This window comes from Mycobacterium sp. 852002-51613_SCH5001154 (assembly GCF_001667425.1).
Classification (GTDB): Bacteria; Actinomycetota; Actinomycetes; order Mycobacteriales; family Mycobacteriaceae; genus Mycobacterium.
This window is the reverse complement of sequence record NZ_LZII01000083.1, coordinates 171,471-192,746: the sequence shown is the minus strand read 5'-3', so window position 1 is coordinate 192,746 and position 21,276 is coordinate 171,471. Positions and strand designations below refer to the sequence as shown.

The following is a 21,276-nucleotide window of genomic DNA, read 5'->3' as shown; positions in this document are numbered from 1 at the left end:
GGCCAGCAGGCGGGTTCGTCCGGGTATGCCGGGCGTGCTCTTCGCGCGCCGCGATGCCTTCCCAAGGTGCGACCGATGTGAGGCTTCCTGGATACTCGCTTCGTGGCGCGAGCTGGCGACTTCACAATGAAGCTTCGCCACTTCAGCATCAATCGTGTGAGATGGCGGACCCTGGTTGCACTTAGGCAAAGTCCGAAAAATATCCCAGACCCGGATCATCGAACGTCCCGATAACAAGTCCTCGATCGAGGAAGCGGTTGAACTCCTCGCAGCTTGTTTCGGGTAGAAGCGCACACCCATGGCAGGCAGCAAGGTTGCACGAGTCGGGACCTTGGCCTTTGTCACCCGCATCCATACACACGGGATCGGTCGAACACCAACGGGCATCACTCAGAGCTGATGCGCAGACCGCAAAGAGCCGATCCTTACGGGCCATGCGCACGAGGCCGCCCATAGTTCCTTCCGAATCCCCAGCCGCTGTGTAGATCAACAGCCCCGCCATCTCATGACCGCTCTCGCGAGATACATACAGGCGCTCACGAAGCGACGCTGAGCTGTATCCGCAGGTGAACACGAGCTCGTTAATCAACAGGTGCGCTAACGTGTGGATCATCACCATCCGGGGACTGATGTCCCGTAAACGACCGCCACGATCATTCACCACGTCGAAGTAGCGTTTGGCGATCAAGTCGGCACGTGTCTGTACTTCGCCTCGTGCCTCCCACCGCATCAGACTCTCGCTGTCCAGCTCTAAGTAGATGCCCTCTCCCTTAACTACGTATGCCGGCAGCCAGTCACGCTCGGGCGGCAGCGGGCGGCGGCGGAGCAGCGCCTTTCCGACAGAAATCTTCAGGTCGGCGTCCCTCCCGCGCGTGAATCCACGCAGGACTCGTGTCTCCTGCAGAACGGTCACACTGCGGACGCGGTTGATGTGTGAGGAGAGGTCGGTATGAACCCCTGGGTCAGACGCTCGGAGTGCGTCGTCGGTCGGCGTCTCGCGGATCATCTTGAATTCGGGGTACCGCCAGATGTCGAGTTCATCCGAACCATCGTCGCCATCGTTGGACTCACCCTCTCCGATGCCGTACCGGTCCCTATACGCGGCAAGCAATTCCTCGTTTGTGTACGAGTCGAATAGCTCACTCGGGAGCTGATTCCGGATTTGATCCGCAGTTGCGCCTGCGCCCACAAACGTGTTTATGGTGTCGAGCACAGGGCTGACGTCGGGCCGCTTGAGGAGCTCTCGCATCGCGCCACTAACCGCGCCAATTTTCTGTGGCAGGAAGATCGACGACTCGAGACGTGGGAAGTAGACGTTCCCCGCCGCACGAAGTGCACCCCGAACCGGCTTGTCGCAGGGACCTTCGAGCTCGTGAAGCCACGGGCGTGCGCCCGTACACAGGTAAGGCGTGGAACGCCCCACGAGGTCCTGCGTGAGAACGGTGCTCTCCTCACCCCGGTCGTCACGCCGACCGGCCATCGTGATTCCCTGCAGTGAGCGAGACGCGCCGCACCCTTGGCTTTCGTCGCGCTTATTCTTGGCGTCGTAGCCACAGCGCACGACCTGACCTTCGAGTCCACCTCCGCCGGTGGAAAACAGTCGCAGCGTGCCCGTACAACTGGGATTCACTGAGCGGTGCACCCACTCCCGGAAAGGGAAGTCGTCGATATGTCCGTTCTCGCAGATGGCAACGAATGGAACCTGTGACATGCGCGGCGCCTTACCTTTACGACCAGCATGAGCAGCGTCTTCGCACCGAACGGTTTCCTGGAAACTAAGCGGCACCTGTTTGAGGCGCTTGCAATACATGCAGAAGGCATACCGCGGGAAGCGCAGTACCGGCACCGATAACTTGGTGTTCCGACGGTCATCACCGGACGGTGAGCGATAGTCCGGCGGCAGCCGAAACTCCTTGACGCCGAGACGACCTTCAAGGCGCCAATCGTGAACGATGAAGTCCTCAAGCACGAGATCTTGGTTGTCCCTGGGGAACCAATGGTCAAGTCCCGCTGTGATGACTGAGGTCCCATCGACCAGGATGCTCATCGCACCGACTCCGAACGGGGTCACGAGCTGGGCCCGACGCACTTTTCCCGAAGTCATGGGCGCTGCTCGATTGCCATGTCGTCGATTACGTACGCCCTTGTGACATCGAGCCGACACTCGGCGTCGACACTGCGCATGCTCATCGGCGTATCCCAGGTGACGTTCTTGTTTTGAGGATCCGCGAGTTCGCCTGCGGGTCGCATCAGTCCTTGCTTGGGGTCCCCACGGAAGTAGGTGGTGGCTGCCCAGTTCGTCCGCTCACCACGTTCCCACTCACGTGCTCGGACGTCGACCCAATAGTCGAACGTCGCTAGCTCGTCAGGATCCACCAGGGCGGCCCTTGCCCGGAGGAGCGCGACCGCCTCGTCGAATTCCGTGCGGGGGAAAGGATTTGGCTCTAGTCCCGGTCGCAATTGGCGTATGCGCGAAATCGCCGCCGCATGCATAGCCCGCTTCAGCACCGGCTCCGCGAACGGAGTCACCGAAGTCGGCTCAACCTGCGCGTAAAGCTGTTGGTGATAGGTCCGGAAGCGTTCGTAGTGGCTCCTGTCGCGAGGCTTACTTGCGCCGTAAATGGTGAGGACCAGACCAGGCGCCTTCGGGTTGCGGCCGACGCGGCCGCTGACCTGTATGTACTGTGCGGTTGTCTTCGGCTGTCCGACGATTGTCATAAGCCCTAGACGCTCAATGTCGACCCCAACCTCGATGATGTTTGATGCAAGACATACGTCGACGCACTCAGATTTCGGCAGCGAGACCTCGAGCTCCTCAATGGCCTCGGGAATCTCGTCCCCCCTACGCCGAGAGGTCAACTCCATTGTGTTACGAGGCCAGCGCGGCGTGATGCCGTCGCGCCGCTGTAATCCAACCAGGTAGTCGGGGATGTCGGACTGTATCAGAGACAAGGTATTACCAAGCTCGCGCAAGCTGTTGAGGAAGTTGAGGTTAGTCCAGTAGCCATCGCGATCAGCAACATCGGGGACTTGCGGACCTGCCTGCAGCGTGGCAGCGGCTACGCGAACCTGGACCGTCTGTGTGGAACCGAGCGAGGAGCTCATGATACCGAGGTACCGGCGTCCAGGGGCTGGCGTGCCGTCGTCGAGTGTTGCAGGCTCCGCGAAGAACGAACGTCCCTCTTCCAAGCCGTGCGGCGGGAACAGTGCTACCTTGTCGCGCCCGAACAAGCCCTTGATCTGGTCTTCGTATCGTCGGACCGTCGCCGTTGAGGCAATAATTTTTGACTGAATCGACTTGCCGTCCCGTCGTTCAGTGGTGAGGTCATCGATGACCGGTTCATACAAACCAACCATGGATCCAAGCGGCCCGGAGATCAGGTGCAGCTCGTCTTGGATAATCAGTCCTGGCGGCGAGAACACCCGCTCGCCCTGCTCGCCCAACCCGAACAATTTCCGAGCCGCCGGTTGCCATGCCATCGTCGCGAACTTGTCGACCGTGCCGATCACAATCGCTGGGCGAGCGTCATAGATATCCTCGTCGACCACATGAACTGGCAGCGTCTCTTTACCGCCGAACCTGCAGATTTCGTCGACACAGCGCAAGACAACCTTCGTGCCCGTCCAGACGTAGCCGGGCGTGTCCTGACCCTTTGCCCGACGGATCGGTTTCATTCGCGTGCCACACCACGGGCACTTCAGCAGCAGAAATTGGTTCGGTGCGTAGTAGTCGCGGCGAAGTTGCTTAAGACTGCGTTCGGCGGCTTTCCAAGTGTTCGGGGTCGAGTCACCGCCGAGCCAGACGCCGATTCCAAACGGTGCAGTGCCAAGTTCGTCTTCGGCCTGCGAACGTAAGTCCTCGAGGACGCAGATCAGTGACGATGCGCGAAGAAATTGTTGCGCCGTAAGAAGGCGCAACGTATAGCGCATCAAAGTGTCGGTTCCAGCGTCCTTTTTGTTCCGCAGCCGCCGAGCAAGCAGGGAGATCGCAGATGCACCCAAATACGCCTCAGTCTTACCGCCGCCCGTCGGGAAGAAAATCAGGTCGACGAGCGTGCGTCGGGGGTGCTCGGGAAAAACGATCTCCGGGAGGCTTGCGAGGACGAACCCGATCTGGAAAGCACGCCAGCGTCCGGAACGCTGGTTTGGGACCGGCTCAGGATGAGGCCCCTGCGGACGATAGATGTCGTCACTCCCGAGGACTAGCTCCCGGATTGGCAGTCGCGAACGGAGCTGCTGGTAGAGCATGGCAGAGTTCGCAAGCCGGAATGCGCGCGCTGCGAGCGTGTCCGACTGAGCAAGCTGCCAGCCCTCCTCCATCCGCTCAAGCGCTTCAGCACACATGTCCATATGCCGATTGGCGGCGTCGCGGTATCGATCGGGGAGGTCGCTGATCGATTCCCGTCGGTCTGCGATCCACTGGCCATAGAGTGAGAGAACCTTCTCAACCTGGGCTCGTCCCTCATCCGAGCCAAGCGACAGTTCTTCCATGCTGACGCTCACAGATGTGCGCGATCCGTCGGTGTGCTCCTCATAGACGTCAGGAGTGAGGCTCGTGACCTCGTACGCGGGCATAGCGTCTGCACTCACGGACTGCACATAGGGGATCAACTCGTTAGGCGTGAGAACTTCGCTCCAGTCCGCCGCGCACCCATGCCCTATGGCAAAGGTGCGCCTATACCGATAAAGGAGCGCGATGGACTGCTCCTCCTCATCGCTATCTGGCTGCTCTACGTCCGGATAAGGCTCGATCTTCAGCCCACCGGCAGCCTCGACGGTGAAACCGAGCTGAAAAAAAGCGCTGCCAGGTCCGGTGCCCTGGACGTCATTGACGACCGCAATCGTCACGAGGCGAAGGTCAGGCTCCCGTTCATTCGGAACGGCTCGGTTAAACAACGTGACTGACGGCACGATTCGTGGTGCAATCTTCGGCTCACCGATGACCGGGGCCGTCACTACGCGCGCGCGCCTTCTATCGCGTAACAAGGCCGACCAATCGGCGGTGCCCTCGATGGTGAATGGGCGGCGGACCCACCAGGTGAGCTCCGGTGTGTCCGGAGCTGTCACTCGGACACGGTCGTAATACGCGCCCGTGACCCGCACCCTCAGCGAACCGCCTTCGTGCACCCTTACTTTGAACGAAATTGCCATGGCTGACGGCTTCCGCCGGTTCGCGTCCGACAGGTCGAAATCGTCCGAATCGGCTTCATCCTGTCGCAATGGACCCTTTATTTCTGGCGGCGGCTGCTCCGGATTGTCTTCACTTTCAGCGAGCCCTGGAATTACCACTGGGTCTTCCTCGGGACCGCCACTAGCGGGAGTAGCTCCGCTGTAGAGAACACCGATGCCGTAGCGACGGAGCGGATCGGAGCGCGTGAGCACTTCTTCGAAGGTGTCGCGATCATGGAAAGGACCCTTGGTCTCTTCCTGAGCCTCAAAATTGAGGCTTCCTCCCGAGCAATCAATCGCAGTGCCGACCGGACCCTCTCCTGGTGCCGGCCCGAAGAGTTCGCGACGCACCGCTGCCTCGACAATCGTCCTCGCCTCTACGCCTTTCACAGCTTGGCCTCCATCCCCGCTAGTCCCGTCCCTGCCTCAACCAAGCCGTATAAGCGATCAGTCGCCCGTGTCAGACCTACGTACATGATTGACTCGAAGTCTGGAACAAGCCGGTTATCGAGGTCTGTGATGATGACCGCCGGCGCGTCGAGCCCCTTATAGGCGTGAATCGACGAGTAGTGAAGCTCCCCCCGCTTCCGCGTCTGTCCGTCTGCTCGTTTCAGCACCTGCCGTAGCCAGGGATCAGTCGTCGAGGCTGCAACTGAATTGGTCGCAAGCGGGCTGAGCACAACAATTTCATTCAGCTCGTACTTGTCGTCACGCAGGGCTTGAACGGCTTCGCGGAGGAGCTGGGACTGATCATCGCCTCGGCGATACTTAACCCAGACCGGATTGACCCCGTCGTCTTCGCGCCGGAACCTCTGGTATCCCGGTTTGAGATGGCTGAACATGTTGACCGTGTAGCCGATACGGGGTAGGTTCCGGCAGTTCATGACTAGTTTGCTGGACGCGAGATGAGGTATTCGTTCCCGGACTCGTTGGCGCCCGTCGGCCTCCCCATAAATTGCCTGGCGCTCGAAGTCCCCAAACAGAAGAACGCGCCCTGCCCTGAGCCCACCCTTCACCATGAGGTCAAGTACGTCCAGGTACGGCTCAGTCGCGAGGTCTTGGATCTCGTCGACGATCAGAAAGTCCAATTGGGCGTCATCCCCCGCCTCCACTAGAGCCCTGAAAGCGCACTCCGGAAGTTCACGATTCCAGAAGTCAGCGTCTGCGTCCGCCGGTGGGCTCAATCCTGCAAGCGTCAGCATCTGCCGGTGGAAAGTGCCTACGGTGAGTTTCGGATCTTTCGGGACATCTGCGCACAGCCGCGTGCCGAGAAGGCTATTGAAGCAGATCAGGCGGCCGCGGTTGCCCATTGCAAGTTCGCGACGCGCAGCCTCCATAGCGAGAAAGGTCTTTCCCGACCCAGCAGGTCCGGTGAACAAAACGGCCCGATTGTCAGCCATGGAATCGAGCGCGTCGTATTGCTCCTCGACGAACTGAACCAATTCACTGTCGCGCGCACTACGTAAATCACCAGCGACGACACCAACTTCGAAGTTCGGGCGCAGGAGCAGCGCGATGCGGTTGGCACTCGTTAAATCGGGACCCACGCCGCCGTAGGAAAAACCCGGAAAGGTTGATTCAAGATGAGCGGTTCCGGCCTTGAAGGTTCTGCGGACCGCGGCGATCGGATCATTCTTGAGATCCTCCGAATCCAGTATCTCCCAGCTGTGCCATTCCGAAGATTTGGGGAGTGACGTGCGAGCGCGTACCGCGGTGAACCAGGCTGCACTGATTATCGGTACGGACCGCAGCTCGACCTGCTTGCGCTCCAAGTACTGACGGATCGAGTGCTTAGCCTGGCTTGCCTGCTTGATAGGACCGCGTGTGTCCGGTTTCTGGCTGCCCAGATACCAAACGCCTTCGTCGAAGTGGATGTAGTCGTGGGACTTCACCTCAATGATGAGCACGCCAAGGTTAGGCGCTATCACGACGAAATCCGCTTCGCCCTCGGGTTTCTTCACGTGCTCTGCGATGCCGAGCGAGTGCAGCACAGTCCACTCGTCGGTGTCCTTACTTCGCGCGAACGCCTGGTAAAGCATCTTCTCCCCGGGCGGCGCGTCCGCCGGAAAGAATGCCGGAATCATTCGAGCCACTGGGCATCCTTATCTGGCAGCGGCACGCGGGTCTGGCGGCGCAGAACAATTTCGGTAAAGGGTGCGCGCGCGAGCACACGTGCGACGATCATGCCGCGGAAGCCCTCTCGCTGGAGCTCGAGACGCATTAGTCCCTCGCGCTGCAGGGCGTTTAAGTCCGCCATGCCGACCGCCGTTTCGAGTTCTTGCCGTAGGTCAGCGCTTGCCTGGTAGAGCGCCCGCCGGAGTCTCAGGGCGTTCCCGTAAGTCGGCTGCAGCGGGATACCGAGAGACTCCAGCAGAGCCGCGAGGGCCTCCTCCTGCCTCGGGCAGATCAGTGTCGGCTCAGTCCACGCTCGTACGCGCGTGGCGGAGGAGATATTTCGCTTCTTGAGCTCTTCGATTAAACGCTTAGCACCGTCCTGCTCAAGGCGGTCCGCAAGCGCTTTCTTCCATTGTGCCTGCGTCGCGACAATGCCCGCAGCCCGCGACCCGACAGAAGCCAAGGCAGCCTCGTACATCGCGCCATGCTCCGTCGCTCCCTCCCGGAGCACCAAGTAGGTACCAGGCTGTACGTCATCGACCGCTTCGTAGCTGACCAGATCGCCTTCCGGCTGGCGCGGATCAAGTGACCGGATCCGTTCGCCGTCGTCGAGCCAGAGGGCGAGCCCCCCGGCAAGCAGAATCTTCCAGGCTTCGACTTCGTCGCTCTCCGGTTCCCGGTCTTCGGATTTTCGGGTCCCCCACACAAATTGCGGGTAATACGTGTCCTCGACCTCTGCTGTTTCGGAAACCTCGAGCGGGGGCTCAGCAACATCGCCGATCGTAAATACCTTTGCGCCGATTGCGATGCCGCCCTCAGCTTGCGACGCAAGGCTGGACGTCGGGACCGTATGGTTACGGAACCATGCCGGCATAACGAAACTGATTGCCTTTGTTGCTGGCGCAGTAACGACCGACGGCGAGAAGAAGGCAGGTGGCCCGACTACAAATGCCTGCTCAATTTGCGCACCTAACTCGTCAAGCTCAGCGGCGACGACCACCTTGATACCGAATTGCTGAAGCCATCCATCTATGCCCGCGCGCGCGGAACCCGTGCTGGCGACGACAACGCACGAGTCGGTCCCGACGTCGGTAATCGAGCGCAACAGCTCCGCGCCGACGGGCGAATCGGTCTCACTCACCGCTGCTGTCGCATCCACAACCTTTTCGACCAACCAGTTGTCACTTACGAAGCCGTGCAGGAGTTTCCCCTGGCGCACGACCGCAGTGATTGCGTCGCCCAACGCCGGGTTGAACGCATTCGGTTGAGGTTGCGTCATGCGGCGCCAGCGCACTGCGTTCGCTGCTCGAATAAGGTCTTCCCAAACGTCGCGGTTGTCGTCGTCTACGTGAAACAGGATGCGCCGAACGGCAGCGTTGAGTTGCGCCCCAGCTGGGTCACCGACTGACAAAATCTCAACACCGTTTTTTAGTACGGCGCTGCAGGCGTCGTACCGCCGAATCACATCGTGGATGCGACTCATAGCGCCCCTGTAAAAGCCAGCGCTTCGACCCCGATTGGAGGCTGCCAACGGAGATCTTCCTTGATGGAAATCGGACGGGTGTTCGAGACGCGCGCCTGCACGACCAACTCGGCAGCTGAGTCGTCAGCAATGGACCTGTCGATCACACAGACGATAATCGGGACTGTGATGTTATTCAGGTGTTTGACCGCGCCGTAGCCATCGAGGACAGCCATAGTGCGCCCGGAGGGGATTTCATCGCCTTCCCGCATTCGCGCGGAAGAAACGATGGGAGTCGCCCATGTGGCCGCCTTGTCGTTAATCGGCAACACGTAGTTTCCGAGCGCGGTGCCAGCCGCGCCTTCGACCGCAGCGTTTCCTAACCGCGACGCAAGGTCCTCTCGCAACCACTTCGATGTGCCAACAAGCACTAAATCCTTTGGAGGAGAAGCTATTCGTTGGAGCCACGTCGTTGCCGCTCCGGTCAGACCTGCGAGGAACCCAGGCTCGGGAACATCACTCTCAATGCTGTCGCACGCATCGTCGAGCACCGCGACAGCCTTGTACCAATCCACCGTCCGGTTCTTTCCCCCTGTAATGACGCGGGGAGGTGTTCTCGTCTCGTCGAGGCTGGAAAAAACGCCCGTAACAACCTTCTTCTCGGTCACGGCGCGGAGATATGTATGACGTTCGGCACGGTGGAAGACGTCGATCGGTCGGTCGAGCTCGGGCGCCGGAGCTGACAACATCCAACCCGCCCCAATGAGAGCTGCCACGTAATCGCGGCACGGCACCGACAGCGCAACGACCAATTGACGGCCTTCAAGCCTTACGAGGTAACGCCTGAGCAATGATCCGAGAGGCAGGAACGCCGCGGCGAAGGGGGCGGCAGTGAGCGGCGCCCCCTCCTCGTCGGCAATGCCGAGCACGACGCGGGGACGCACACCGTTAGCCGTCATTCCCGCCGAATCCCCCGAACGTCCCGAAGCCTCACAACTCAAGAGGGATGTTAAGGCAGGCCACCGACAGGGAACTGGCAAGTGGAAATCAAACACAGACTGAACCCTCAGCGTGGCTCCCTTTCGGGATTCACCCGCGATGTACGGCACATGGGCCGCGCAGCAAACCCCCGCCCGAGTCGTCGACCCCGTGCCCGCCTGACGCGCGTGATCCTCGGCGTCCGGCGCACCGAGCAGCGACCGAGCCAGGCGCGTCGTTGCGTGGGTGCAAAGCGGCCCGGCGATAGAGTCGCCCTGTCGGACTTCGCCGATACTGTGCCAGGTGTGGCGGAAGGGACCAATGTGGCGCTGACCTCGGTCGAGATTTGCACAGGCGCGGGCGGTCAGGCCCTGGGCCTTCACAGAGCGGGCTTCACTCACCGTGCTGTTGTCGAGATCGACCCGCACGCCTGCGCGACGCTGAGGGCCAACCATCCGGAGTGGGGCGTCGAAGAGGACGACCTGCACGGCTGGGAGCCTGACCCCAACCTTGTCGGTGTCGACCTCCTGGCCGGAGGCGTGCCCTGCCCGCCATTCTCAAAGGCTGGACACCAGCTGGGCGCCGACGACGATCGCGACCTATTCCCCCGCGCCCTCGACCTCGCCGAGGTGCTCCAGCCCAAAGCCGTGATGCTCGAGAACGTGCGCGGCCTGCTTGATCCAGTTTTCGCGGACTACCGGGAAGGCGTTAACAAGCGCCTCCGCGATCTGGGATACGAGCCGTCCTGGCGACTGCTAAACGCATCCAACTACGGCGTTCCGCAGCTCCGCCCGCGCGTAATCATGGTGGCCATCCAGAAAGGGCTGCGCGAGTTCGAGTGGCCGAAGCCGTCCAAGGAGCCCGCGCAGACGGTCGGGGAAGCGCTCAAAGACTTGATGGCAGCCAACGGCTGGGAGGGTGCCGACCGCTGGGCGCATAAGGCGAACACCGTGGCCCCCACCCTGGTCGGCGGCTCGAAGAAGCACGGCGGGCCGGACCTGGGACCGAGCCGCGCGCGGCAAGCCTGGCTCGCCCTCGGCGTAGACGGCAAGACCATCGCCGAGCAGGCACCCGAGCCGGGCTACAACGGCCTCCCCCGGCTGACCGTCCGCATGGCTGCCCGGCTTCAGGGCTTCCCCGACGAGTGGGAGTTCGTTGGGCGTAAGACCAACGCCTACCGCCAGGTGGGCAACGCATTCCCACCCCCGGTCGCTCGGGCTGTCGGGGAGCAGATCAAGAAGGCGATCAGAGCACCCGGAAGGAAGCGGCTGCCTTCAGTCGCGTGACGGGTTGCGCGGGGACTCCCAGCCGCCCGCGGCGAGGGCCCGCCGCACGCGGTCGACGCAACCGCTGATGTCCGCTTTGACGTCCTGGTCCCATATCCGCACGACGCACCAGCCTATGTCGCGCAACGCCGCGTCGGCGGCACGGTCACGCTCGATGTTGCGGGCGATCTTCGTGCGCCAGTAGTCCGAGGACGCGGTCTCGGGATTCCAGTGGTCAGGGTGGCCGTGCCAGAACACACCGTCAACGAACACCGCGACCTTCCAGCGGATAAAGGCGATGTCAGGCCGACCGGGAATGTCCTTGCGGTGGAGCCGGTAGCCCGTCGCTCCAACATCGCGGAGGGCCTTCCGCAGCGCTAGCTCAGGCTTGGTGTTCATCGAGCGGATCGCGGCCATGTTCCGCGACCGCCCCTGGGACGACAGATGGTCCGCCACGTTGTGAGTCTGCCCGACGGCTACAGGCCAGGTGCGGGCCGCCCAGCGATCGCTGGTTCGCGTCGAATGCCTATCAACGGCGTAACTGATGCCAGTTGCGAGAGACATCGGTAACTCGGGTTTGCGACGCTGCCACCGTGACCGACGACGCGAACGACGGCGAAGAGCCATCCCGGTTCTATGGCGACATCGCATGGTGGAAGCTGCGGATAGCTCCCGGAACCAAGCGGCCTTTCGGAGGCGAGCGGCGGATCGCCGCGTATCTGTACTTCAACGTTGACGTCGGCGGCACGTTCACAATGCGGCAACTACGGGAGGCACTCGGCGAGGAAGACACGCCCGAGCAAGCCGAACATCTCAACCGCCGCCTCCGCAATCTCAGAAAGCAGGGCTGGCGGTTCACCTCTTACAAAGACCAGTACGGTCAGGCGGTTGACACCTACGTGCTTCAAGAAAAAGGGAACAGGCTGTGGCTGGGCGAGCAGACTCGGCGGCCGAATATCTCGGCTGCAGTGCGCAGACAAGTCTACGAAAGAGACCACAACCGCTGCGTCATCTGCGGCGTGGGCGCGGGTGAGCCCTACCCAGGAGAGCCCGGCACGGCGGCGCGGCTGACCCTTGGGCATAGGAGGGCAGAGGCCCGGTATGGCGAGGCCAGCCCCGACAACCTGCAGACAGAGTGCGCTCGCTGCAATGAACCGGTCGGGGACACCCCGCCCAATCCAGAGAACCTCGCCGAGGTGATGGCTGCCGTCAAGCAGCTCGGAGCAGCAGACAAGGCAGCACTGATGGCATGGCTCGAAAGCGGCTACCGACAGCGGAGCAAGGTCGACTTCGCGTTCGACCGGATCCGAAAGCTGGCAGAGTCCGAGAAAGAACAAGTAGTCGAGTTCCTTCGGTCCGCCACCAAAGGCATGAGCGGAAAGACGTAGTCACCCCGATTAACCTCCGACAATTCGCACTACCATTAGGCGTCCTAGGTCAGCAGCACGGACGTCGCCGCGCTGGCCAGCTTCTTGCCCGCGTGCAGCATGTCGTCCTCGGTCGGGCCGCGCCCGTCCCACCGGGCCAGCGCCGTCGATAGCTTCTCGACCAGCTGTGCGGCCAACATCGGTCAGCCAGCTCGCGGTCGGCCACCTTGCGGTCGAGCTTGGTGAGATCGGCGATCAGCGCGGCGTATCGTTTCGACCAACCACTCCGCTAGTGTGGTCACGATGTCGTCTTCGCGCCGTTGCTGTGGTCATGAGCACACCTGGCCAAGCATGCATCTCACCTCACGTGCGTTGTTTGCCAACCCTATGCCGGATGAGCGGGAGTGTCCTAGATTCGTCCTATCACTATGAGTCGCCTAGGTGCCATACGCAGCGCCCTATACCGCTTCGTTTAGCCGCCTATTCGGCGGCGCATCCAGACTGGGGGCGGAGGCAGTTTGCCTTCGCGGGCGCGGCGCTCCACGTCGAGCGGCGAGACGATATGGACCTGATGACCGACGGAGTGCACCAGCACGTCGTGGGCTACGACGAGGGCCGCAAGGGCATCGGGCTGGTGCTGCCCGGCCTGCCAGGCGACTGCTGCGCCTTCCAGGGCGGGCAGGTGTCCAGCAATTCGGGTCGTGCCCGTTTCGAGGCCCTGGAGGAGCGCCGCCGACCGGGCTATCGCGTCACCGCCGCCTCGCCCGCTGCCCTTCGGTGGCCAGGTAGTCACTTTGATGGGTCGGTTTAGCTTGGCGCGCCGAAGGGCGTCCTTCACCACCCGCTGGTACGTCTCGCGAGCGGCAAAGCCCTCCACCGCGATCTCCGACGCCCCGACATCAACCGCTAGATCGACTGCTGTCCTTGCCCATTGGTCCGAGGTCATAGGAGCGGACTGATCGGCGATCACCGCCACAACGCCGGCACGGCTCATGCTGGCCGCCACGATGCCGCAGCTGTCGCCGGACCCGGAGTCCGACGGGTCAACACCGACAACAGTCTTGATTGGTCCCAACGGTGCGGTAGGCAGCCGCCAGCCATCGAGCCACTCGCGCTTCACGAGCCCGCCCTCGGGTGCCGAGGGGACGCCCTCGTAAAGAGCGAACCAGGCGCGCTCGCCGGACGTGCGCCGGGCGGCGGCGAAGTGGTCGGCGGTGTAGCCCAGCGCCGAAGTCATTGGCGTTCCTGGCGTGCGGCTTAGCGCGTCGGGGATGCCGGTCTCGGCCACCGCTGGGACATTGGTGTGGGTCCAAATATCGGGCTCGGCGTCGAGCAACTCGCCCGCCAGATCGCGTTCGTGCCAGCGGGTCATCGACAACAGCGTGCTGCCGCCGGGGTGAAGACGGGTCGCCAGCGTCGAGCGGTATTCGGTGATGACACGGCGGCGGTGCGCGGCGCTGTCGGCCTCAACAGCGTCCTTCACCGGGTCGTCGATCACCAGGAGGTCGGCACCGAAGCCGGTCACGCCGGAATTGATACCGGTGGCTAGCAGGCCCCCCGCGCGTCCGTCGACCCGCCAACGACCCACCGCCGTCTTATCGGGTGAGAGCCGGATGCCGAGGTAATCCGCGTGCTCGTTGATGAGCTGGCGCGCCTCGCGGCTGTGGGCTTGAGCCAGTTCGTCGCTATAACTCACCAAAACGATCTGAAGGTCGGGATCGCGCATCAGCGCCCATACCACTGCCCAAATCGCCAACAGCCGAGATTTTCCAGTTCTCGGCGGGCAGGTCACAACGTCGCGCTGATCCGGCTCCGTCACCGATCGCACAGCGATGTCCGACAGCAGCCGAATTGTCGGTGTGACAACGAAACCCGGTTCGAGTCGTCGGGCCAGTTCGGCGGGAGCGGAAGCCCTTTGCCGTCTCCGGGCCGCTTCGATGGCGCGGACAGCGGACAGCGCGGTGATGGGGTCGACGGTCACGGTCGCGCGACCTTTCGCTGCTTGGGGTCGAGACCGGCCTCCTCGGCGGTCCACAGGTCAGGCCGCCGCCACTGATGGCCGCAGCCATCGCAGCGGTATTCGCACACGGGGCGTTTTTTGCCCCTTGGGGTGATGGAGGTCGGCTCAGTCAGCGAGGCCAGGCGAATCCGGCTGTCGGCGTGATGCCCAAGCGGATTACAACGCGGGCAGTAGTCAGGCAGGAAGTCGATCCTGCGCCGAACCGTCACGAGCACTGCTCCGGGATCCACCACCGAAGCTTCTGGCAACCTCGAATACGCATAGTCCCTAGGCAAGCACAACAGGGTGCAGCGACGACCGCGATGACATGCTCGGTCCTTGTGAAGTGCTACGCCACAGTGATTGCCGACAAGAGTCGGGCAACTCCTTCAGCTCACCCAATCCTGAGTCGGAGCTGTGGGAGCGGGTGGAAGTATGGTGCCGGTGAGGCGGGAGGCGGCCAGCGACGCCGTGCTTGTGTCTCGGCGGCACAGACAAGTCAAAGCTCTCGGCCTCCGACGACGGAGCGACAGCTACTTTGTTGTAAACCGTTCGGGGCGCCGTGTCGGTCGAGAGAGAGGTAGCGGGGGTGAGACTGCACAGGGCGGTGATCGCGCGGCACCGGTCCATTGATTTCCTCGACTTTAGGCTCGGCCCTTTCACGGTCCTCTTCGGTAGGAACAATGTCGGCAAGACCAGCGTCCTCGAAGCACTTTTTGGGACTCTTGCGCCCGAGCGGATGGCTGACCCCCACATCAAGCCGCCGCAACGGACGCCGGGCATCCGCACCGTAAGCCGTCACAACTTGACGCAACGAAGTGGCGCGGTCTTCTTCAAACTCGTCGATGAGCTCCCGTCCGACGACGAGATTCACGTCGTCCGCCATCAGGTGGAATGGCTGCACGACACGGACTTTCCGGCGCTGCCGCCTGATCAGGTAGCCTATGTCAGCGATAGCTGGGGGGACGACCCGGCGTTGATGTTCGTAGACCCGAGCCGTTACTTCTCTGGGGCGCTCGGCGGGAACAGCCATCGTAGTGAAGGTGACGAGAAATCGGACACGCTCGATCCTTGGGCTGACCACGAGGAGTCGATGAAGCAGCGTGAGCACTGCGCGGGTTTTAGTGTAGCCGGACCGAAGCCCGAATCTGTCTATCTCGACTGGGACTTCTTGGATGCGGACGAGCGCGTAGCGGAGCAACTGGCGGCGGTGTGCGTCTACGGGCACGGGGAACAGCCCGAGTGGGGCTTTCTGAGCAGTGGGCGACAGCCCTGGCTTGAGCAGATCGACATTGGCGATTCGGTGCCAGCTTGGCGGCTGAACCCGTTGATCCTAGAGCGAATTCAGCGATTCGGAAGACTGGCGACAGAGCTGCTTCCCGACTTCATTGACGGTTCGATCGGCGCAAAAATCCGCTTCCCAAGTCTGGATTGGCAAGTTCCGCCGAAAATATGCGTCGACTATCGGGATCCGCGGAACCCGGACCATTCAGACGACCTCGTCGAAGACTATGAGCTTGCTGAATTGTGGGATGAGCGACCCGGACACGAGCTATTCGGTTACGGGCGGGGGACCTTGCGCTGGATCGGTGTCGCCGCTCAATTAGCCCTCCGCATCATGGGGGACTGTCCGAGCGTGGAATCCCTGAAAGACGCTGCACCCGGCACCTTTTCGCGATATGTGGTGTTCTTCGACGAGCCCGAGGCGCACCTACACCCCTCTGCGGTCGGCAGCATCGTGCGGTGGTGCGAACAATTGGTCGGCTACGGGTTCAATATCGTGACGGCGACGCACCACGAGGAGTTCCTCCGAGCCTCGAGCGACACAACGACACTGGTTCACGTCACCCGGGAGCCCGACAAGTGGACAACCACCGTGCGCACCTTGCCCAGCTCGGCTACGCCGCTTCTTCAGGATCTCGCCGAAGAGATCGGCATGCACCCAGCCTCTACGCTGTCGTTGCATCGGGCGATCCTCTTTGTGGAAGGGCCTCTCGACGTCGCGGTGCTGGACGAATTCGCCGGCCCCTCGCTCGACGCTGCTGGGGTGACGATGATTCCGATCCACGGAACCAGAAACCTCCAAGGACTGATCGACTCGGAGCTGACCACCCGGCTGGGAATCAAGATGGGCATCCTCACGGACGCCACCGAACCAACCACCATGGGCACAAGGTCCAATAGCAAGCGCAGTAGCGAGGAGGTTAAGGTCAGCCGGTTGCTCAAACTCTTTACCGATCGGGGGCTGCCCACCCCGACCGTGTTCGGGGTGACCGAGGACGACCTGCTGTTCGCGCTTCCCGTCGACGGCGTCCGGACGCACGTCCTCAGGGGTCCGTTCCCCGAGTGGAAGGAACTGGTGGCGGAATGCCGCGAGGCAACCGGAAAGGGTGCATCGGACTCGGTGAACTGGAAGTCTTTCGCGCACGAACGATACGGGTTGGACATCACCACCGGTAACGGCGTTCGCCGCGTTGTGCACGCCCTCACCTTCGAAGGTGTGCAGATGCCGTCGATCCGAGCGGTCGTTGATCAAGTCATCCAATGGGCAAGGTCTGGCTGACTAAGCAAGGCGCGTACTCGCGCCTTATTTATCCGGCCTCCTCCGCAGTCGGCTCCTCATTCGTGAACGACTCCGGTTTCGGCAGGGTCTCGTCATGGTCGGACTCGCTGATCGACTCGCCGGCTGGCTTACGCATCACTGCCGCCCACTCGCTCAGTTCGTCGGCGGTCAGAGCGCCCAGCGCGATGGCGTGACGGGCGACGTCGGCCTGCACGCCCCAGGCCGGATCATCCGGCCCGACGACGGTGCCGATCAGTGCGCGCAGTTCGGTCACCGCCTGCTGCTCCAGGTCGTCCACTGCCAGCCGCCCCTCGGCGACGTCCTCGGCGACCGACAGCGCCGCGTTGATGGCGTCGTGCTTGGTTATCTCGATCATCTTGCGATCTCCTTCGTCGTCGGCATGTCGATCACCTCGGCGTCGACCACCGACAGAAGCCGCTGCCGGGCGTCGGCGATGATCGCGGAAGGGTTTTGGGTGACGTGGACGTTGACGCGCTCGGGTTCGTAGAGACCGCCGATCTTGGCCAGCTCAGCCTCGTTGCGTACGATCTCGCGGTTTAGGGCGATCAGCGTGTCGTCGTCGCCCGCCGTGAGTGCCGCCGTGAAGCGGGCGGTCATGGCGCGGGTGCGGGACTCGATGGCGAACTTGTGCGACTCGACCGAGGTGGACGTCGGCTCACGACGCAGCCGCTCGACGTGACGGTTGACGGCGGACTGCGCCGCCCCAATGGAGCGGTAGCCCAGTCGGTCGGCGATCTCTCGCCAGGAGTACCGCGACGCGCGTAACTGGAACGCCTCGGCGGCGCGCTCCTGGCTAGCGTGCCTCGACATCGTTGGAGCCATACCGCATTCCTACCGCAATAGGGTGCAACGATTTTTCGCGCTCGCCGGATGGCGGCGGCGCGCCGGTCGCTTTGCCCAATAACTCCGCTTCAAGGGTTTTTACCGCTGTCGCTCGATGTCGCCCCACCGTCGCCCCACTGTCGCCTCGGCGTGAACCACCCCCCACTTCGGCAGATCGTACAAGTGTCGCCCCTGTCGTCCCCACAGGGCTGGTCGGGCGTTGCCCTCGTCGGACTGTCACCCCGCTCGCGGGAGATAGGTCGCTGGATCTAGATAGATACGTTTCCTGCATCACTGGGCGATGGGGGCGATACCCACATTGACACACACCAGGTGCGGCGACATGGGCGACGCTTCGAGCGTTTTCACTGTTCTCGACCGGTTTCGGTAGGGACGACACTTGCGCGACACCGGGGCGACACGGGGCGACACCTCGCCATGCGCCTAGAGCCGTCCCTCACCATCGACGGCCACCCGTGACGAGTGAAGGTCGACGCGGGCGGCTGGTCGCTGAAGTCAGTACAGATCGGGATGCAGGTACACCGCCGCCTGCTTTCCAACCTTGGTCTGCACGACGTAGTTCAGCGCGGTCAACTTCTGTATCGCCGACCAAATCAGCGGAGCCTGGCGAAGCTTCTTGGGCGTGAGGTTGCGGTTTACGTGTCGCAGCGGCATCGGGGTGTGCGCCCACCGCGTCGGCTCCGCTTTGTGCTGGCGGATCAGCCAGCCGGCGATGGCTTTGACCTCCTCGGCACTTGCTGCTTCACCGCTGGCACCGTCGCCGCTGACCATGCCGTGAGCGGCGCGGGCGTTGGCGATAAACCACTCCTCGATGATGATCGCCCGGTCGATGGTCTCAGCGCTCACCTGGTAGCGGTATCCGTCGGGCCCGTGCTCGGCCATGTGCAGCATCAGCGCCGTGCGCAACATGCGGCCGCCCGACTTCGCCGCCCATCCGGCGATCTCCCCGCCGAGGTCGCCGTCGCCATCGAGCATCCGCACGTCCAACTCGCCGTGGATGCCCGCGTAGCTGCGCACCCGCAACTCCGCCTCAGCGGTCAGGAGGATAGTGCTGTTCGGCCGCTCGCGCATGTGGAGGCCGAGGCCGTAGAGCAGACCGAAGTACGCCGAGGCGACCGTCGGCGGAACGGGCTGCCCGAGCGGTTCGCGATCGTTGATCGCCGTTGCCTTCCGGCGGGCGAACCGCGACCGGCGAGTCTCGGTGTAGGCGACGGCGAACCGGGCGGTCACCCCCTTCTTCACCAGTCGGGGCGTCGCCATGACCCGGTTCCACACGTCGTGCTGGGTTGCCAGGCAGAATGTCAGCGACGGCTCACGCAGCCGGATCGAGCCGCCGTTCTTGCGGTCGATGTTCACCGCCTCGCGGGTGTAGGAACACAGGTAGAGGTTGACCGGGGCGTTCGGGTTGTAGAGGCCCAGCATCATGTCGAAGGCGGACCCTTCGGCGTCGGCCAGGCACATCACCCCGCCCTGGGCGTCCATCAGGTCGGCCAGCTTTTCCGGCGTGACGTCGCTTGCGAGCAGCCGGGGCAGCGGACCATCTGGCGTCTCCTCGCCCCCCGGCGTCATCACCACGCCCCAGCTTTCTCCGTCGATGATCAGCTCGACGGGATGGCCGTTGTCATCGACCTCGACGGGCACCGGCTCACCGAGCTGGCTTAGCGCGTGTAGCTCGTCCTCGACGGCGCTGATTGGACGGGTGAACATCGTCGCCATCACCGGGCTCTTGCGTTCGCCAGTGTCGGTGACGCCGAGGACGTAAAGCGAGCCGTTCTCCCGCCAGGAACCCTCGGCGTAAGGCTGGATCACCAGCCGTCCCTGGAGCGCCGCCGACACCGCGCCGAGGGCGAACACCACGGGCATTGCGGGGTCGACATCATGCTCGGCGGCGACGGCGGTCGCCATGTTGGCCAGCACAGGCGGCAGAGCCGTAATGGGGAAGGGCGGGAGATTTTCCACCGCCAAGGGCAGCGGTTCGGCCACGAACAGCGCGCGCACCTGCTCGACGGCATCGTCTTCGTCGGGCTCCTCGACCCCTTCCGCTTGAGACCCGAAGCAGACGGCGGTCAAGTCACCGGACAACAGCACGGCACCGGCACCCGACACGGCCCGGCCGAACTCCTTGACCGCCGCGGCGTGACCACCTTCGCGGGCGTCGGCAACCGCATCGACGTAAACGCTCCGCATTGCCAGCAGCGCAGCCCGCACGCCCGGCTCACCCTGCCGCCCGAGCCGCAGCGCCGCCAGCGTCAACTTGACCATGTGGTCGTAGCGGCTGGTGCCGCCGCAGGCGTCGATCGCCCGTGCCAGCCATGCCACGACCGTCGGCGACATCGGCCCCTCGGTCAGCGCATCAAGCACCGCAGCCTCCTGGGCGGAGACCTCCTCCGCGTCAGTCTCATCCCGCGCGGCGTCATCGTTATTCTTCGCGCGCTGATCACGGTCTGTGCGCGGCGTCTCGGTACCTGACAGCTCGGCCAGACCCTTCAACCAGCCCAGGGGCAACTCGGGCAGCGCGTCGACCGCCGGTATCTCGGCACGCTCGCCGTCGTGTTGCAGCCATCGGTAATTGCCCCCTTGCGGATGCCGCGACGGCTCGGCAACGACGTAGCGGTGGTGGCGCTGGATGATTTCGATGTCGCCGATCATGCTGCCGTCGTCCAGCGTGAATTTGATCATGCCGGGCAGCTTTGTGCCCGCCGGGATGCGGAACAGCCGTATGCCACTCGTGCCGTCCTCGCGCGCGGTCGAGCGCACCGTGGGCGGCAGCTCGCCCCAACGGGATTCGGCCTCGCCGAGGGCGCGATTGCCGGTCTTGCCGCCGTAGGCGTCAACGTCGATCCCCACCACGCTATCGGGCATCCGCAGCGCGACGTTGCCACCGGGCTTAGCCGTGAGCCACAGCTCAATCTGGTCGGCAGTCGGCACCCTGCCGTTCTCCCCGGTGTAGCCCTTCGGCGGGGGCCACTTCTTGCCAATGGGAAGGGGCAGCACACCTGTCCAGCCGCGCTCGACGTACAGCGGTGCCGCTCTGGCATAGATGAGCTCGTCAGCGGCGGCCTGGTTGCCCGCTTGCGGGTTATCCTTCATGGTGTGGTCCCTCTTCTGGGGTCATGGCTTCGGTTCTTGGCGGGGCCGGGCTGTCGTTGGTGGGGATGCCGCCGGGTACATAGCGCTAGGCGAGCGCGGTATCCGGCGGCATCGTTGAATTAGCATCAGTCACGTTGCGGCAGTGACGGTTCCGGCTTGATGAGGTTGGCGTCCAGCCACGCCTTTAGATCAGATGCCCTGTAGTAGACGCGGCGGCCAAGTTTGACGTAGCAGGGGCCGGTCCCGGCGAAACGCTCTTGGGCCAAGGCATTCTCGGACATGTGCCGGTGCTCGGCTACGTGACTAGGCAGGAACAGAGCGTCGGGGTTGGTGAACGTGACGGTGAGGGCGGTCATCGGGCGCATCTCCATTCTTCTTAGGGTCGATGTGGTTGCCTCTGTCGA

15 protein-coding genes are annotated in these 21,276 nt (G+C 63.1%); 3 read left to right on the top strand and 12 right to left on the bottom strand.

The genetic code is table 11. From position 1 onward, the window contains the following. Window positions 1–181: 181 nt before the first annotated feature. From drmB to A5750_RS22730, 5 genes are read right to left on the bottom strand one after another with little or no spacing between them, the layout of a single operon-like run. Entirely contained in the window at window positions 182–2,104 is a 1,923-nt protein-coding gene (drmB, locus tag A5750_RS22750) for a DUF1998 domain-containing protein (RefSeq protein ID WP_067265870.1), read from the bottom strand. Beyond that, entirely contained in the window at window positions 2,101–5,559 is a 3,459-nt protein-coding gene (locus A5750_RS22745) for a helicase-related protein (protein WP_067265860.1), read from the bottom strand. The genes drmB and A5750_RS22745 overlap by 4 nt, the downstream gene beginning before the upstream one ends. After that, window positions 5,556–7,253 carry a nuclease-related domain-containing DEAD/DEAH box helicase gene (locus tag A5750_RS22740; RefSeq protein WP_067265856.1) on the bottom strand — a complete coding sequence of 566 codons (1,698 nt, stop codon included), beginning with the start codon at window positions 7,251–7,253 and terminating at the stop codon, window positions 5,556–5,558. The genes A5750_RS22745 and A5750_RS22740 overlap by 4 nt, the downstream gene beginning before the upstream one ends. Next, entirely contained in the window at window positions 7,250–8,767 is a 1,518-nt protein-coding gene (locus A5750_RS22735) for a hypothetical protein (protein ID WP_067265852.1), read from the bottom strand. Before A5750_RS22735 ends, A5750_RS22740 begins: the two co-directional genes overlap by 4 nt. After that, window positions 8,764–9,705 (bottom strand): hypothetical protein, encoded by a 942-nt coding sequence (locus A5750_RS22730; protein WP_231989283.1) that lies wholly within the window; start codon window positions 9,703–9,705, stop codon window positions 8,764–8,766. Before A5750_RS22730 ends, A5750_RS22735 begins: the two co-directional genes overlap by 4 nt. Window positions 9,706–10,053: 348 nt before the next feature. On the opposite strand from A5750_RS22730, the gene A5750_RS22725 reads away from it, so the two are divergent. Further along, window positions 10,054–11,010, top strand: a complete 957-nt coding sequence (locus tag A5750_RS22725; protein ID WP_231989292.1) for a DNA cytosine methyltransferase — start codon at window positions 10,054–10,056, stop codon at window positions 11,008–11,010. On the opposite strand, the gene A5750_RS22720 is transcribed toward A5750_RS22725, so the two are convergent. Next, window positions 10,999–11,445, bottom strand: a complete 447-nt coding sequence (locus A5750_RS22720) for a very short patch repair endonuclease (RefSeq protein ID WP_231989282.1) — start codon at window positions 11,443–11,445, stop codon at window positions 10,999–11,001. The genes A5750_RS22725 and A5750_RS22720 overlap by 12 nt on opposite strands. Before the next feature lie 137 nt (window positions 11,446–11,582). Between A5750_RS22720 and A5750_RS22715 the strand changes: the two genes are divergently transcribed. After that, entirely contained in the window at window positions 11,583–12,377 is a 795-nt protein-coding gene (locus A5750_RS22715; protein WP_082959181.1) for an HNH endonuclease, read from the top strand. A gap of 44 nt (window positions 12,378–12,421) precedes the next feature. Here A5750_RS22715 and A5750_RS26545 read toward each other — a convergent pair whose 3' ends face one another. Both A5750_RS26545 and A5750_RS22710 read right to left on the bottom strand, forming a co-directional pair. Next, window positions 12,422–12,556 (bottom strand): hypothetical protein, encoded by a 135-nt coding sequence (locus tag A5750_RS26545; protein WP_255396767.1) that lies wholly within the window; start codon window positions 12,554–12,556, stop codon window positions 12,422–12,424. A gap of 272 nt (window positions 12,557–12,828) precedes the next feature. Beyond that, on the bottom strand, window positions 12,829–14,082 hold the full coding sequence (locus tag A5750_RS22710) for a terminase large subunit domain-containing protein (RefSeq protein WP_231989281.1): 1,254 nt from the start codon (window positions 14,080–14,082) through the stop codon (window positions 12,829–12,831). Window positions 14,083–14,944: 862 nt separating this feature from the next. On the opposite strand from A5750_RS22710, the gene A5750_RS22705 reads away from it, so the two are divergent. Then, a complete protein-coding gene (locus tag A5750_RS22705) occupies window positions 14,945–16,918 on the top strand; it encodes an AAA family ATPase (RefSeq protein WP_156664393.1) in 1,974 nt (657 codons plus the stop codon). 28 nt (window positions 16,919–16,946) lie between these two features. Here A5750_RS22705 and A5750_RS22700 read toward each other — a convergent pair whose 3' ends face one another. The 4 genes from A5750_RS22700 to A5750_RS22685 form a co-directional block, all read right to left on the bottom strand. Further along, window positions 16,947–17,294: a hypothetical protein gene (locus A5750_RS22700; protein ID WP_067265844.1), complete on the bottom strand. Its 348-nt coding sequence runs from the start codon at window positions 17,292–17,294 to the stop codon at window positions 16,947–16,949. Then, window positions 17,291–17,749, bottom strand: a complete 459-nt coding sequence (locus A5750_RS22695) for a hypothetical protein (RefSeq protein ID WP_156664392.1) — start codon at window positions 17,747–17,749, stop codon at window positions 17,291–17,293. Before A5750_RS22695 ends, A5750_RS22700 begins: the two co-directional genes overlap by 4 nt. 528 nt (window positions 17,750–18,277) lie before the next feature. Continuing rightward, the gene (locus A5750_RS22690; RefSeq protein ID WP_067265839.1) at window positions 18,278–20,872 is read right to left on the bottom strand and encodes a DUF3987 domain-containing protein; all 2,595 of its coding nucleotides are present in this window, start codon (window positions 20,870–20,872) and stop codon (window positions 18,278–18,280) included. Window positions 20,873–20,997: 125 nt separating this feature from the next. Further along, window positions 20,998–21,228, bottom strand: a complete 231-nt coding sequence (locus A5750_RS22685; protein WP_156664391.1) for an AlpA family transcriptional regulator — start codon at window positions 21,226–21,228, stop codon at window positions 20,998–21,000. Window positions 21,229–21,276 lie beyond the last annotated feature (48 nt).